General features: G+C 40.1%; 12 protein-coding genes and 1 pseudogene. 7 read left to right on the forward strand and 6 right to left on the reverse strand.

Annotated features, from left to right (window positions below; all coding sequences use genetic code 11):
• Window positions 1-232 precede the first annotated feature (232 nt).
• Window positions 233-1,501, reverse strand: a complete 1,269-nt coding sequence (dltD, locus tag BLS16_RS05710; RefSeq protein WP_092331007.1) for a D-alanyl-lipoteichoic acid biosynthesis protein DltD — start codon at window positions 1,499-1,501, stop codon at window positions 233-235.
• Between the two features lie 403 nt (window positions 1,502-1,904).
• On the opposite strand from dltD, the pseudogene BLS16_RS05715 reads away from it, so the two are divergent.
• A pseudogene (locus tag BLS16_RS05715) lies at window positions 1,905-2,725 on the forward strand (MBL fold metallo-hydrolase).
• A 12-nt stretch (window positions 2,726-2,737) separates the two neighbouring features.
• Here BLS16_RS05715 and BLS16_RS05720 read toward each other — a convergent pair.
• Window positions 2,738-3,652 (reverse strand): nitroreductase family protein, encoded by a 915-nt coding sequence (locus BLS16_RS05720; protein WP_092331009.1) that lies wholly within the window; start codon window positions 3,650-3,652, stop codon window positions 2,738-2,740.
• Window positions 3,653-3,672: 20 nt separating this feature from the next.
• Window positions 3,673-4,512 (reverse strand): MBL fold metallo-hydrolase, encoded by an 840-nt coding sequence (locus tag BLS16_RS05725; RefSeq protein ID WP_092331012.1) that lies wholly within the window; start codon window positions 4,510-4,512, stop codon window positions 3,673-3,675.
• A 279-nt stretch (window positions 4,513-4,791) separates the two neighbouring features.
• On the opposite strand from BLS16_RS05725, the gene BLS16_RS23460 reads away from it, so the two are divergent.
• The 5 genes from BLS16_RS23460 to BLS16_RS05745 all read left to right on the forward strand — a co-directional run bounded on the left by BLS16_RS23460 (window position 4,792) and on the right by BLS16_RS05745 (window position 10,341).
• The gene (locus BLS16_RS23460) at window positions 4,792-4,965 is read left to right on the forward strand and encodes a hypothetical protein (RefSeq protein WP_014902662.1); all 174 of its coding nucleotides are present in this window, start codon (window positions 4,792-4,794) and stop codon (window positions 4,963-4,965) included.
• A 102-nt stretch (window positions 4,966-5,067) separates the two neighbouring features.
• On the forward strand, window positions 5,068-5,307 hold the full coding sequence (locus BLS16_RS05730) for a hypothetical protein (RefSeq protein ID WP_092331014.1): 240 nt from the start codon (window positions 5,068-5,070) through the stop codon (window positions 5,305-5,307).
• 140 nt (window positions 5,308-5,447) lie between these two features.
• The gene (locus tag BLS16_RS05735) at window positions 5,448-7,502 is read left to right on the forward strand and encodes a beta-propeller domain-containing protein (protein WP_092331017.1); all 2,055 of its coding nucleotides are present in this window, start codon (window positions 5,448-5,450) and stop codon (window positions 7,500-7,502) included.
• A 209-nt stretch (window positions 7,503-7,711) separates the two neighbouring features.
• Entirely contained in the window at window positions 7,712-9,337 is a 1,626-nt protein-coding gene (locus BLS16_RS05740; RefSeq protein WP_092331019.1) for an N-acyl-D-amino-acid deacylase family protein, read from the forward strand.
• Window positions 9,338-9,591: 254 nt separating this feature from the next.
• Window positions 9,592-10,341 (forward strand): 3'-5' exonuclease, encoded by a 750-nt coding sequence (locus BLS16_RS05745; RefSeq protein WP_092331022.1) that lies wholly within the window; start codon window positions 9,592-9,594, stop codon window positions 10,339-10,341.
• Between the two features lie 46 nt (window positions 10,342-10,387).
• On the opposite strand, the gene BLS16_RS05750 is transcribed toward BLS16_RS05745, so the two are convergent.
• Window positions 10,388-11,011, reverse strand: a complete 624-nt coding sequence (locus BLS16_RS05750; RefSeq protein ID WP_092331025.1) for a class I SAM-dependent methyltransferase — start codon at window positions 11,009-11,011, stop codon at window positions 10,388-10,390.
• A 193-nt stretch (window positions 11,012-11,204) separates the two neighbouring features.
• Between BLS16_RS05750 and BLS16_RS05755 the strand changes: the two genes are divergently transcribed.
• Entirely contained in the window at window positions 11,205-11,591 is a 387-nt protein-coding gene (locus BLS16_RS05755) for a hypothetical protein (RefSeq protein ID WP_092331027.1), read from the forward strand.
• 72 nt (window positions 11,592-11,663) lie between these two features.
• On the opposite strand, the gene BLS16_RS05760 is transcribed toward BLS16_RS05755, so the two are convergent.
• Together BLS16_RS05760 and BLS16_RS05765 are read right to left on the reverse strand one after the other, a co-directional pair.
• Window positions 11,664-12,677: an AI-2E family transporter gene (locus BLS16_RS05760; protein WP_092331030.1), complete on the reverse strand. Its 1,014-nt coding sequence runs from the start codon at window positions 12,675-12,677 to the stop codon at window positions 11,664-11,666.
• A gap of 1,543 nt (window positions 12,678-14,220) precedes the next feature.
• A complete protein-coding gene (locus BLS16_RS05765) occupies window positions 14,221-14,955 on the reverse strand; it encodes an SDR family NAD(P)-dependent oxidoreductase (protein ID WP_092331032.1) in 735 nt (244 codons plus the stop codon).
• Between the last annotated feature and the right edge of the window lie 87 nt (window positions 14,956-15,042).

Here is a 15,042-nt window from a genome sequence, read left to right on the forward strand (position 1 = left end):
TGTAACTTTATTCAATTCATCCCTGATTTTTTTAAGAACGGTTGCTTCGATCAGCTTTATTTTGAAAATTAGGCGGTTCGAGGTGGACTAATCCAGATTAACCAAACCTCAAAACCGCCCTTTTCTTGCCTGATTAAACAAACTTCATACTAGAAGAGACTCTTTGGGATGCGGCCCCAATCCTTTATGGATAACGTACCAACCTAAAATTTCCGGCTCGGAGCTCTGCCTCTTAGTACTGCCTATAGAATTCATAAAGCTTCTGATCGACTTCAACCCAGCCTTTCCAAGCCAGGTGCCAAAGATCTTTGAGATAATAATCCTCATATTCATGAGAGGAAAAATCAGCCAGAGGATACCCTTCTGCTTGGACAAGGGCTGCCAGCTTTTGATAACACTGTTCTCTCTGTAAACGGTCCAAGCCGGTATAATCGTACCATCGACCATTCATGGGAATAATTACTAATAGAGGTTTGGCGCCTTTTTCCTTTAGCGCTTGCAATAGGAGCTTTAAGTCATTATATTCTGGTGAAGATAAATTCAAATCGTTTTTATCTTTATCTTTGCTTTCTTTTAATTTCGGGAGCAGGTACTCCTGATAAAACTTATTATCCATCTTAAATGGATTATTGTCCGTGGATTTAATCGCATCGACTTTCGCTTCTTCACGAAGCTTATCCCATTCTATTGCCGGCGGATTCGCTGCTTTAGCCGAATACCTTGCCACTTGCTTATCTGCCAGGTCTTTAACCTGCCATCTCACTTTTAAAAAATCTCTAAACTCTAAGGCCGAGTATTCCATGCGAGCAGGGAGCCAATTCAAAGTTTTATTTACTTTAGCCATAATACTTGAGTTGATTTCATTTTCCAACATCTTCTTAAGATAGGGATAATCTTTATAAGCTTCCGGAAAATTGAGAATCCGTTCAGCAATCTGATGCTTTAAACTCGGAGAAATATCAGCGCTAAAAAACATGTTATAGGCATGAAGGGCTGAAAAATTCCCTTCAAAAGTTGATTGCGAGATTCCTCCCGGACCAAACCACTGGGGGGTTATAAAGATAGCAATTTTCTTTCCTCTTAAGTCCTCAAGGGAAGCTAAGTTCAGTACATTAATAATCGTTTGGGTTCCGCCCCTACCAATCATAAAGGGGGTCACGCCCGTCTCAGGGGTTAGCACTTTAGCCGGGTGATAATTGTTGATCATGGACATTTCAGAGGATCCATACATAGGAATCACTCCCGGGGTGTCAACCGCTTCCTGCTGCAGGATGCTTCCTTGAAATGTGTCGAAATTAGGGTTAACCCCCATAGCCTCGACGACACCCGGTTTAAGAATAAACCTTTCGGCGAACAGCTTTAATCCCGCACCAAGATTAGTAATTGTAAGCACGAAAAGAACAATTGCCACAAGCACCGCAGCCAGTGAATATCTTAAGGCCAAAGGTTCCTTTAGCTCTTGTTTTTGGGACGGCTTTTGATTTAGAGCTACGAGGGGCATTTTCTAACCCTCCTTACAAGTTCTTACTTCCACGCACTAGGTCAGTCTTTTCCTTAGTTATCTCATAATCTCCATATTAACTTAAATTACAATGAAATTCACAGGATATAAATGGGATTTTTAAGGGTTCTATTTTCAATTACCGGTCTTGAGCATATGGCAGTTCTCAAAGTTAGAATGTCATTACTAAGTTCATTAGCCTTTGTGGCTTGTAAGCAAAAAGAATGACTTTCATCTCAATTTAAACAGTCAGGGGATAGATCACACATAGTTTTACATGTGACCCATCCCCTGATTGTTTATGCATATATACTCGACCAAGGACAGAGAATACTAAAATGTATAAGAGAACTTAGATGAATGGGCTAACTTTATTTAAAACCAGAATCTGGAGGGATTATAATTGGGAAATAAGCTGGTTGAGTTCTTATCTAAGCTAACAACCTCTTCAAAGGAAGTTACTCCTGATATTCTTATCCTACAATTCACGATAGTCAATGCTTATCTGGTGGGAAAACCAAACCAAAGTGACTGGACTCTAGTTGATACCGGTCTGGAAAACTCAGCAGACTTTATTATTCAAGCAGCAGAGGAACGTTTTGGCAAAGGAGCTCGTCCTCAAGCCATTATTCTTACTCACGGACATTTTGACCACGTGGGCTCGCTAAGCAAGCTTTCTCAGCATTGGGATATTCCCGTTTATGCCCATGAGTTCGAACTTCCTTACATTACCGGAGAAAAAGATTATCCCCTGGCCGATCCAAGCGTAGGCGGCGGCCTGGTGGCAGCAATGTCTCCCACCTTTCCACACACCAGTATAGACATTGGCTTTCGAGCTAATCCCCTACCCTCAGACCACAGCGTCCCGGGTATGCCCGGTTGGAAATGGATACTAACCCCCGGCCACACTGACGGTCATATAGCTCTATTCCACGAATCAGATAGCATACTTATCCCGGGAGATGCCTTTACGACAGTAAAACAAGAATCCCTGTTGTCTGTGATGACACAAAGCGAACAAATAAGTGGTCCACCGCTTATCTAACCACTGACTGGAAAGCAGCGGAATCATCCGTCAAGACATTAAGAGACCTAAAGCCTTCCTTAGTTATTCCCAGCCATGGTCAGCCAATGAAGGGTGAAGAGTTGACCCTGCATTTAGATATGCTGACTCATCACTTTGAGGAAATCGCCGTGCCGGAACAAGGAATTTTTGTTGATTGAAGATAATCTTCATCACCTAACATCTACTGAAGCAAAAGTCCGGCCAATTCCTTTCTCATACTCAACTTTCGGATAGCCCATGATGACAAATAATCCTTCTCGGCTTTTACAGCGAATACCATAGCTTTTTCTAAATTTCTGGGCAGCCTTACCGTTTTGAATCAAGGGATGGACAGCTCCTAACATACACGTCCCCAATCCCAGGGATTCAGCGGCAATCATAGCATAGGTAGCTGCAACTATGGGATCGGCAGGGTCAGAATAGGGAGAGCCATAAAAGTAGAGGGCAGCAGGGGCATCATAATTAACCAGGTTGATGCCCTTTTCCATATTGTCTAAGTATAAGTTAATGGTAGGTCGAACAAATCCTCTGAATAATTCGTCGTTGGCCTTTCCCCAAAACGGACGCATCAGCCTTAAAAACCATTCAGATACCAGCCATTTTATGCCTTTTAAATAATCACAAAAGTCCTCAGCAAATTTACGCACCTTTGCCGGACTGTCAAAGACTAGTAGGTTTACATCCGAAGGAGGCAGACCCATGGGACATGTTTGAGCTGCTTCTATGACTTTTGCCAGAATCTCTTTTTCTACAGGGACAGCTTTAAACTCACGAATACTTCGTCGCTGCTGAAATAAGTTTAACACTCCCTCATAGGTTGGGAGTTTCGTTTCTTTTGACAGGCTGAATAAATCCTCGGAAGACAAACAACGGCCACTAATTTTAATAGCATCTTTAGGACAAATTGCCATACAATGTCCACAGGCAATACATCCATAAACTGAATTTATCCTGATAACCTTACCCTTTTGGAGAGAGAGGTTAAATCCCTTGCATACTTCAACACATAAACCACAGCCAACACACAGTTTCTCATCAATCAAAATATCGGCTGACTCTTTAGTCCGCGAAGTAGGTATAGACACGCAGGTATCCTCCCCGTTTATCAAAATTCTAAAGCAGACCCAGCCAAGGCCCATCTGAAGGCCTTCGGAAACTCTGCAGCTAGCTTAGTTAACATAGCAGATCCTGTACAATGATTGGGTGCCAGGCACTCAAGATCAAGGCTTTTAAGATAGTCGATGGTTTGCTGCCGTTGATCCGCGGAAGCTGGTCCAAGATGAGTTCCGCCAATAATCCCTCTCACTTTACTTTCTTTAGTTACCTGCCTGGCCTGCTCTACAATGTTTACCAATCCGGAATGGGCACAGCCCAGCAGAATGATTAAACCTTGATCCGTCACATAAAACAAGCTTAAATCATCTTTAAGACTGTCTTGAACAACCTGCTCTCCTGCCAATTCAACCAAATGGTTATCTATGTGCTCAAAGGATGATTCTCGCAGAATTTCCCCACTTAACCATAGTCCCGGCCTCAATTCAAAGGGTTTACTATGCCAGTGAAACCTGGCACCTAAGCTTTCTAATTGCTGCTGACAATAAGGAACACCGATATAGCGGTTTGGTTGAATATCGGAAACTTTAGCCAAGTGGCCTGCAAATAAATTCGGATGAGCGTAGACAGATGTTATCCCTTTATATTGTAATAACTTGTAGAGTCCTCCCGTGTGATCATAGTGTCCATGACTTAAGACTACCTTATCAACTTGGCGCAGATCATGGCCCAGAATTTGAGCATTGTTGACAAGGTTCCCCTGCTCTCCCGCATCAAACAGGATCTTCTCATCTCCAAAATCTAAGAGCATGGACAACCCCCACTCCCCTAACAACCCTAAGGGAACCCCAACAGTGTTTTCAACTAAGATTGTCACTTTTAGCTTAGTCATTTTACTCCCTCCTTTAAATGCCCGGCAGCATATCCGCTCAATACTCCGAAAAGAATAACTTATCAATGATTTCCCTATGGATTATTCATATCCTGCAAAACCTATTAATTATTCCTTAATTTCACAAACTATAATATTAGCGAATTACTAGAGAACAAACTGATTTGTCCCTCTCTTCTTGTTAACCTTTCAAAAAGGTTGGAAATGAGGATTTATTTGAGCTCTATTTCCTGCTATAATAGGTTTGACTTTAAAATTCGATGATGGAGGATTAGTCATATGAAATTTGTAACACAACTAAAAGGTGAAGACACATGGGAAGAAATCTCCTTAGAAGAGTGCTTATTTAAAACAGAAACCGCTGGTTTCTATATTCCGGGAACTGTACAAAAGATGTTAGAAGATGGCTTAGCAGTGGATACTCCTTGGTCAATCTTTAAGAAAGTTGAATAGCTATTCCTTCTAGTGAAGGATTTAAAGGAGCCCGTCATGGTTAGACGGACTCTTTTTTATAAGGAAGGTGAAGTATTATGGGAATTTTCCTGACCATTTTTATTGTCTTTATCGCAGTTGCCCTATTTCGAGCTCCTCACTCCTCCTCCTCTCAACACAGATCAAACTCTATTTCTCATTCAAATTATCCCATGTTCTCTGATGGCCATGATTACAATGACTCTGATTATTCTTCCAGCGACCACGGCGGATGTGATTCTTCAGGTGGGTGTGACTCCGGAGGGTGCGATTCAGGAGGGTGTGGCGGAGGAGACTAACGCCGACTTGTCTGTCTTAAGTTAAGAAACGCGCACCAGCATGGATGACAAATAGTTCTATAAGATTTAACTTGTTCTTAAACAACTATTCGTCAGATATATAGTCCTTCATTCGTCTATTTAATTAAGGCTACATATCAAATCTATAACTGGGGGGATTTATACGTGAAAAGAAAACTATGGTACTCTCTCGCCGTGCTGGCAGTTTTCACAGGTATGATTATCATGACTGGCCTAAATGAACCGCCCAAGCAAAGCATTGCCCAGGAACCAGAGCAAGCCCAACCCGAGAACCTTGGTCTCCCTACGCTTGGCTCCCTGGATAATCTGCGCAGTATCCTGAAAGATGCCGAGAATTCCAGAGGATTAATGGGGCAAGGTGTGCTGATGGGAGCAATTGCCTTAGATGGAATGACGAAGTCAGCTGGTGCCCCACCTGTAGATCAGGCTTCTCCAACTAATTCAGGAGTTACATCTAAGGAAAGTAAAAACTATTCCACGACCAACCTTCAAGTAGCAGAAGTTGATGAAGCTGATATTGTCAAAAGTGATGGTACCTATCTTTACCAAGTGAACAACCAGGAACTTCTCGTCATTCAGGCAGACCCCTCTGATCAAATGCACATTGTTAAACGAATCAGTTTTGATGAAAACGAATTTTCGCCCCAGGAATTATATGTTGACAATCAGTACCTGGTTGTCTTAGGCAATGCCATCTATCCGGAAACCCTGCCCTCAGCTGCAGAAAAAGATCAATCTAAGGCTATGATCTATCCGCCGATATTCCACAAATCCACGACTAAGGTGATTATCTATAACCTAGCCGATAAAGCTAATATAACCAAACTTCGGGAAGTCGAGCTTGACGGTGATTATGTCTCTTCTCGAAAGATCGGTTCAAATTTATACTTAATGGCTAACCAGTATCTAGACTTATATCGAATCATGAACTCAGATATGGAACCCACTTTACCCAGTTATCGTGATACAGCGCTGAATAATGAATTTGTCAGTCTGGATTACGCCAAAATTCGTTACTTTCCAGATTGTATCGAACCCAACTATCTAATGATCGCCAGTCTTAATCTTGATCAAGCCCAGCAAGAAATGCAGGTGCAAACCTTTCTGGGTTCCGGGCAGAATGTTTATGCCTCCCCCTCTGATCTCTATATCGCTGTAACTCAATATGAGAGGGCTGAACAGGATCCCTCCGGCACCACTCCGAAGAAGCATGTAATCTCCGGACCCTATAGCATGGCCACAGCTCTATACCGGTTCAGTCTCGATCCAGACGGAATTGAATTGCAAGCTAAAGGAACCGTGCCCGGAAACATTCTCAATCAATTTTCCATGGATGAATACAATGACTGCTTCAGGATTGCTACTACCACAGGAGAGATCTGGCGCTCGGATGAAACCACTTCAAAGAACAATGTTTATATCTTAGGGCAAGACCTCCAATTAATGGGTAAGATTGAGGATATAGCTCCCGGTGAAAGGATTTACTCGGTTCGTTTTATGGGGGATCGCGGCTATATGGTGACCTTTAAGAATGTTGATCCCTTTTTTGTCCTAGATCTTAAGGATCCCTCTGCTCCCCAAATCCTAGGTGCTTTAAAAATTCCGGGTTACAGTGATTATCTCCATCCTTATGATGAGAATCACATTATAGGCTTTGGTAAAGAAACCATAGAGCTAAGTTCAACCAATAACCCAGGGATTCTTCCCGGTTCCCCCATGGGTTCCAATGCTTACTACCAAGGGATGAAACTGGCTGTCTTTGATGTAACCGATGTAAGCAAGCCAGTGGAAATGTATAAAACCACAATCGGCGACCGCGGGACTGATTCAGAAGTACTTCATAATCACAAAGCTTTACTTTTCGATCAAGAGAAAGGGCTACTATCCTTCCCCGTCACGGTGATGGAGGTCAAAAACTCAGTCAAAAGTCCTTCCGGGGTTCCCCAATATGGCTCATTTACCTTCCAGGGGGCCTATGTCTATAATTTTGATTTGCATAGCGGTTTCACCCTAAGGGGTAAAATTACTCATCTTGATAAGCCAGATTTATTGAAAGCCGGTCAGCATTATTATGGAATCAAGGAAATTGAACGAGTTCTTTATATCGGAAATACATTGTACACCGTCTCAAAAGGAAAAATAAAAGCTAATGATCTAAACTCTCTGGAAGAGAAAAAAAGTTTATCTCTTAATCCTTAAAAACTTTACCTGTTCAACTAGATTTGTTAAGCTAACAAAGATGGATAAGTATTGATTAATCCATGTACCGCTTTCACATTCAAGAGAAAGGGGTGCATGGAAATTTATTTCTAAGCCGCTTTTTCTAAATAGTTTTTTAGCAATGAATTAATTTATTGGTAAAGTGATCTCAACAAGTAAATCCAGAAACTAAGAAAGGTCTGTTTAAAATGTTTGATACAGTAATTACCGGTGGTTTAATAGTAGATGGTACGGGTACTCCCCCCTATCAAAGTGATGTGGGGATACAGGGTGGCCTGATTGTAGAAATAGCCCCCGACCTGTCTGCAAAGGCCTCAAGGGTTATTGATGCGACGAATAAAATAGTAACTCCGGGGTTCATAGACGTTCATAGTCATTGCGACTTAGTACCCTTTATGTCTGATTCCATTCGGGAGAGCAGAATCAGGCAAGGAGTAACCACCGAGATTATTGGCCAATGCGGATTGGGCTCGGCCCCCCACCTCCAAAGAATGGAGGATTGGCGCAATTATCTTATCCCAATCTTAGGTCCCGGGCCGCTAACCTGGGATTGGCAAGACTTTTCTATGTTTTATAGGGAACTCGCTGAAGCAGAAAAACCTAATAACTTGGCAGCTCTAATTGGTCACGGGGCAGTTCGAGCCCAAATTCTTGGCTTAAATAACCTCAAGCCTTCGGCCAAAGAAATCGAAGCCATGAGCGGGATTGTTGAGGATGCAATGGCTCATGGAGCTTTAGGGATATCCTATGGTTTAGCATATCTCCCCGGGATGTTTGCTCCTAAAGAAGAACTAATTGCCCTGAGTTCGGTAGTTGCAGCTTATCAGGGGATTATGATGATTCATATCCGCAGTCACTCTCGTCAGGTTCGTGAAGGAATGTCAGAAGCAATTTCTGTCGCCAAAGAATCCGGAGTTAAGTTGCAGGTTTCTCATATGCGTTCCTATGCCAATCGAGATTTTGGCATAACAGCCGTGGAATTGATTGAGATAGTAGAAAAAGCCAGGATGGATGGTGTGGATGTAACCTTTGATGAACACCCTTATACCGCCGGTAGTACCCTCTTGTCTCAGACTTTACCTCCCTGGGCTAAAGAAGGTGGCAGCCCGGAGATCATTCGTCGCTTAAAAGACCCTCAACTAAGGGCTAAACTAAAGAATGACCTCCAGGGTCAAGGCCCCGACTACCCCGGCTGGGATAACTTTGTCGGTATGGTTGGGTGGTCAAATATTATGATCAGCTCTGTCAGCAAGCCCCAAAATAAATGGGCAGAGGGCTTAACTGCAGATCAATTAGTTCCCAAAAAGAGTTTTCCTGATTCCCAACTAAATAGTCAAATCATTGACTCTATTGCCGACCTATTAATCAGTGAGGAATGTCGTTGTTCCATGGTCATGAAGAATCTATTTTCCGAAGAGGATATTATTGCTTTACTCAAGCATCCTTTATGTCAAATTGGCTCAGATGGCATTCCTACCGGTAAGCCCCACCCGCGTTTATTTGGCACATACCCTAAATTCTTAGGAGAGTATGTCCGCGATAAAAATACAATGACCTGGGCTGAAGGGGTTAAGAGAATTACCGGAGACCCTGCACAACGTTTGAATCTACGAGACAGAGGATTTATCAAAAAAGGCTTTATGGCCGATCTAGTAGTTTTTGATCCCCAGAAGATTGCTGCTACTGAAGACTATACTAACCCTGCCCAGCATCCCACCGGTATCAACTATACGATAATTAATGGGCATATCGTTCTTGCCAATGATGAAGTACTAAACACAAATGCCGGCAGCATGATCGGGATGAACTATTAACTTACATTATACTGATTACTCTTTAGTGCTTACTAATTGTTGTGCAAACAATTTCTAAGAACGCGTTTGAATTAGCTAGATTAGTACTGAACGAAAATAAAGATAACCAGCAGTTTACGGGATAAAAAATTCCCGTTACTACTGGTTTTTTTCTTATTAAATTACTTGCCGAAAAACCCTTTATTTAGGTGCGGATAGCATCCTTATATCCAGCCAAAAATAAAGAAATCAGGTGAATTACGAGGAGTTATAATATGTATTTCATAATATTTGATTTAGAATTTAATCAAGACGTCGCTTCTTTACAGAACTTTGATGGAAAAGGATCCCCCTATCCCTTTGAAATCATTCAAATTGGTGCCATCAAATTAGACTTGGAATTTAACACTGTAGGCACTTTTAACCGTTACGTCAAGCCAACCTTCTACACCAGAATTAATCCATTTGTCACAGATTTAACGGGTATCACCACTGAGCAGCTTTTAACTGAAGAACCCTTTCCGGAGATTTATAAGGCCTATACAGCGTTTATCAAGGAGAGGGATTCAATATTCTGTACTTGGGGCATGTCTGATATAACAGAACTATTCAGAAATGTCGAAGCCCATCAATTAAGCCCCAAGTTTTCACCCGAAAAGGTTATTAACATACAACCCTATGTCTCCACGCATTTCAATCTTTCTCAAAAAAACTTATTACGTCTTCAACATGCAGTAGAGTTGCTACATATTCCAATAACAAATGCATTTCACAATGCCCTTCATGATGCCTTTTATACGGCTGAAATATTTAAAAAAGTATACAATCCCTCAATTCAACCAAAGCCCTATGCCCTATCCTATAGGACAATTAGAGCAAAACGCCCATCAAGAGTGATAGACACGGATAAACTTCTTCAGCAATTTGAAAAAATGTATGCCCGCAAAATAACCAAAGAAGAGGAAGAGATGATTCAACTTGCCTATAAAATGGGAAGAACCAATCAATTCTTGAAAGACACTTAAAGTGGTCTTTTGGGACGGGCCAGGTACATTTACCATTGGAAGTAAATTACTTTTCTGCAAAGATAAACACATCTGTAGTGATAGACCCATCGCTCTCCGGATAGTCTTGCTCTTTGATCTCAATGATAGAAAAATGATTATCTTCTAGTATTTTCTTGACACTTTGTGCGGGATGATAGAAATAGTATATTTCCTCCTTAGAAAAACTGGTTTTCTCAAAACCATCCTTTTTCCCTTCCATAAAGCTTAAATATAGTTTACCTTCCCTCTTTAAATAGTTTGAAACCTTTTGCAGAAGGGAAAGCACTTCTGATTGATTTAAATGAACTATACAAAATGATAAGAATACCGCATCAAATGATTCGGTTTTAAAACTAATGTCTCGTATATCTTCACAACTAAAATCTCCCGCTGGAGCATTCTTTCGGGCTAGTTTAATCATTTCCTCGGAAAGATCAATTCCTTTAAGAGTAAAATTTTTACCTACTAACATTAACTGTCTCGCTACATTACCTGGTCCACACCCTAGATCCAAAACTTTTATTCCTGGCTCAAGCAAATTAATAAACTCTTTAATCATTTGTTGGTAAGGTGGATAGTCAGTAAATTTGTCATTAAAGGCAACACAGTTGTTGTCATAGGCAGTTATAGTTTTACGGGTTCGTTCCATGCAGCAACACCTTTCAATTTATACAAATATATGCTTGTTAGTTAAGACGGCCACTCTCTTCACGCCTAGCTTATATTATTAAGCATACAAATACACATTTCAAGAAGTGATCATATAATAACTTATATAATTGGCAACTGAATTTTGTTCAGATTCATTTCAGATTATTTTTGATTAGAAAGGATGCTTTAGGATGAATAAAATGAAAATCTTAGAAGTACTTAATGATGCATTACAAAATGAGCTTGAAATTGAAAAGGTTATAATCCTATACACTAATGGGGAGACTTTTGAAATTGACAGCGAAGCCGAAGAAGGAGAAGAAGATATAATCCCCCAACTCTCCGAAAATGCTGCTCTTAACGATGGTGACGTTAATGATGATGTAAGGCTAGTTGAATTCGCAGAAATAGATGAATTGGATAAACCAAATGATTTCCAAGAACTAGCTGAATTGCCTGAAACAAAGGAAGTTGAGAGTGTAGATTTTAAGGATAATATAGCGACCATAGTCCTGGAGGGTAATTGGACTCACATAAACTATCTTCCATTCAGCCGGAAAATTAATATTATAAACTAAGAACACTAATAAGAAGATGCCTCAAGCTGCTGAGACATCTTCTTATTAAATCCAGACACTGTTTATAATTAGCTAGCTATTATCTGATTCTTCTACGTCAAGTAAATCAAGCATAAATAGAAATAGCGGAATTCCAAACAATAGCCCCCATACACCCATAAAATGCTCAGAGAGCAATAAAACTACGAAGGTGAAAAATACTGGCAGTTTGGTTTTTATGGACATTAATTTTGGATTTAAAAAATAGGCTTCAATGGCATGCAATAATACTATCATACCAATAACATAAAGTATTTTTAAAAATCCACCCAGTTTAAAAGCGATAATTGATAAGGGAATAAGTGAGATTATTACACCAGCCACAGGGATTAATCCTAAGATAAAAATCATAAATCCTAATCCTATGACCTGATGAAACCCTAACAAACTCAAAAAGATCGCCGATAAAATCGAATTTATAAAGGAAATCAAAATTTGTGTTTCCATTACTTTTGCAAAGGAGTTCACAAAATTTTGGCCCAATTTTTTATAATAAATGTAAACGAAGCTTGCCTTACTGGATTCGAACTTATTTAAGAACCTAATAGTTTTATCTTTTTCAAGTATCAGAAACAGGCTCAAAATTAAGGCAATAAAAATATTTAAACTAAAATTCCAGATATTTGTTACTGAATGGATTAAAAATGTTCCTCCTTCGACCACATAGGACTGGATGCTTGTGCTAATAGCTTCTCTCAACTGCGGATTGATCGCATCCTCATAATTATTGATATCAAAATTACTTAGCTGAACTCCTATGAACATTAACTGCTTCGTTAGAATGGGTATATATCTGTATATTCCAAAGATAATTGATGACGCTACAAAAGCAAAGACTACGACAGTTACCCAAGTTCTGTTTATAGGGATTAGTTTAACAATCTTGGAAAAGATGTAGTTCTGAATCCCGTATAAAATGAAAGAAAACATGAAGGTCAGAAGAAGTAAATTCATCATAGGTCGAACCCCTATGATGATTGCAAATAAAAGAAGTAAGGACAACCCCTTTTTAAACAAATTACTTTCCAAAAAATTTTGAAATTTCATTATGAGTTTTTTGCCTCCTGAGAACTCTTAATTTTTTGCTTTATATTCTATTATACTACATAATACCACGTTACCTCCAAGGTATAAAGGGGCTGTCCGGTTCTCATTATTTCCACGGGTAACATGGTACCCATCTATAAACAAAAATAAGAGGCCACTCATTGAGTGGCCAATTTAAAATAATCCCGCAAAGTTCCTCACAACTAATGGATACACGGCTCAAGATTAATATTCAACTAAACTTTACCAAAACCAGATACCAGTTGGTTTAATCAAAACTCTTTACAAACATATTTCTGAAGACTAACATTTCAAGGATAGAAACTGCCTACTAAAAAGTAAACCACCTAAACATTTCTTGGTAACGTATGGGAAACTAATCTGGACAAATCCTCCACTATCTGTTGACTTTAATCTACTTACTGCGGTCAATCTTATAATTCACCATTGATAAGGTAAGTCTTAAATCACCTGAATTCTATACAGTTTCCGTTTCCAATTCTCTTATCTGATCACCGAAAATCTTATTGATCACTGACAATTTAACGTTAACTATTAACCACTAACTACTAAACGACTAACTACTGAACGACCTAACTAACTGAACGCTAACTACTGAACGACCTAACTAACTGAACGACTAACTACTAAACGACCTAACTAACTGAACTCTGACTACTAAACGACCTAACTAACTGAACGACTAACTACTAAACGACCTAACTAACTGAACGACTAACTACTAAACGACCTTACTAACTGAACTCTGACTACTAAACGACCTAACTAACTGAACGACTAACTACTAAACGACCTAACTAACTGAACGACTAACTACTAAACGACCTAACTAACTGAACTCTGACTACTAAACGACCTAACTAACTGAACGACTGACTACTAAACGACCTAACTAACTGAACGACTGACTACTAAACGACCTAACTAACTGCACTCTAACTACTAAACGACCTTACTAACTGAACGGCTAACTACTAAACGACCTTACTAACTGAACGACTAACTACTAAACGACCTTACTAACTGAACGACTAACTACTAAACGACCTTACTAACTGAACGACTAACTACTAAACGACCTTACTAACTAAACAACTAACTACCTGACTAAATGTTTCTTTATTGATCGATTGACTGACTGATCGATAGGAGGAACTTTGCGGGAAATCTTTCTTTATTGAGAAACAGGAAAACCACCTATCTAGGTGGTTTCAATTCTCGAAATTCAGCATTCTCTGACTGATTGCAATGCCAACTTTCGATGAATCGAAAACTTTTGCCTAGCACGCGACCAACAACTTTTTGGATCTGAATTACTGTTATTGTGTTCTTATGACTTTATTATACCCATAATTAATGTATTGTCAAGAGTAAACGAAAAGAAAATTACATCATCAAAATGGTTGTATTTTTCTAGGGCGATAATGTCTACGAACACTATCGCCACCCTACATTATATACTTATGCTTTCAGGACTTGAGATCTCTGCCAGCTTAAATCGATTCAGCTTGCAGGCTAATTATTAGATAAAATTTCCTCCGTCAACCACAATTGTTTGTCCGGTCACAAAACCTGCCTGAGCGATTAATGCAAACACTACCTCTGCAATATCCTCCGGCTCGGCAACTCTACCAAGGGGTGTTCCCGCAGCAAGACGAGTGATGTGCTCATCCTTACCTTCAACCCAACGAGTTTGGACAATTCCTGGGGCTACAGCATTAACTCTTACCTCAGGTGCTAAAACTCGGGCCAGCGATTTAGTAACACTGGTAGCTGCGGCCTTAGAAGCGGAATAGGCGATGGAACTCCCTAACCCGGTCAGACCGGCTATTGAAGTTATATTAATAATACATCCTTTACTTTTCTTTAACTCTGCGGCTGCTGCTCTACAGCAAAAAAACATTCCCTTAACATTAACTCCGAAAATATCATCCCAATACTCGTCCTTCATTCCTTCTAGGTCAGAGTGTTCAACAAAATGAGTAATTCCGGCATTATTGACCAGAATATCCAGTGTTCCGAATTCAGTCACTACTTTACCGACCATTGCCCGGACTTCTTCATCCTTAGATACGTCAGCCTTATAGTACAAACTGCGAACCCCAATCTGCTCTATCTCTTGACACGTCTTTATGGCATCTTCTTCCGAACGGGAGTAATTAATAGCAATATTAACTCCCGCCTTAGCTAGTATCAATGCAATGGCCCTGCCAATCCCAGTACCGCCTCCGGTGATCAAAGCAGTTTTATTTTTCATTTTAAGTACCATTCCTTTCGCTATGCTCAAGGCACAAAAATTTATGAAAGTGACCCCTGCTGGTTATAATCCAATTGGATAAGCAGA

Origin of the sequence: Desulfosporosinus hippei DSM 8344 (genome assembly GCF_900100785.1) — a bacterium.
In the GTDB taxonomy this organism is placed as follows: Bacteria; Bacillota; Desulfitobacteriia; order Desulfitobacteriales; family Desulfitobacteriaceae; genus Desulfosporosinus; species Desulfosporosinus hippei.

Coding starts and splice junctions, on each gene's coding strand:
- dltD (WP_092331007.1), bottom strand. CDS start 1,501: ATGCCCCTCGTAGCTCTAAATCAAAAGCCGTCCCAAAAACAAGAGCTA.
- BLS16_RS05725 (WP_092331012.1), bottom strand. CDS start 4,512: ATGACTAAGCTAAAAGTGACAATCTTAGTTGAAAACACTGTTGGGGTT.
- BLS16_RS23460 (WP_014902662.1), top strand. CDS start 4,792: ATGAAATTTGTAACACAACTAAAAGGTGAAGACACATGGGAAGAAATC.
- BLS16_RS05740 (WP_092331019.1), top strand. CDS start 7,712: ATGTTTGATACAGTAATTACCGGTGGTTTAATAGTAGATGGTACGGGT.
- BLS16_RS05745 (WP_092331022.1), top strand. CDS start 9,592: ATGTATTTCATAATATTTGATTTAGAATTTAATCAAGACGTCGCTTCT.
- BLS16_RS05750 (WP_092331025.1), bottom strand. CDS start 11,011: ATGGAACGAACCCGTAAAACTATAACTGCCTATGACAACAACTGTGTT.
- BLS16_RS05755 (WP_092331027.1), top strand. CDS start 11,205: ATGAATAAAATGAAAATCTTAGAAGTACTTAATGATGCATTACAAAAT.
- BLS16_RS05760 (WP_092331030.1), bottom strand. CDS start 12,677: ATGAAATTTCAAAATTTTTTGGAAAGTAATTTGTTTAAAAAGGGGTTG.
- BLS16_RS05765 (WP_092331032.1), bottom strand. CDS start 14,955: ATGAAAAATAAAACTGCTTTGATCACCGGAGGCGGTACTGGGATTGGC.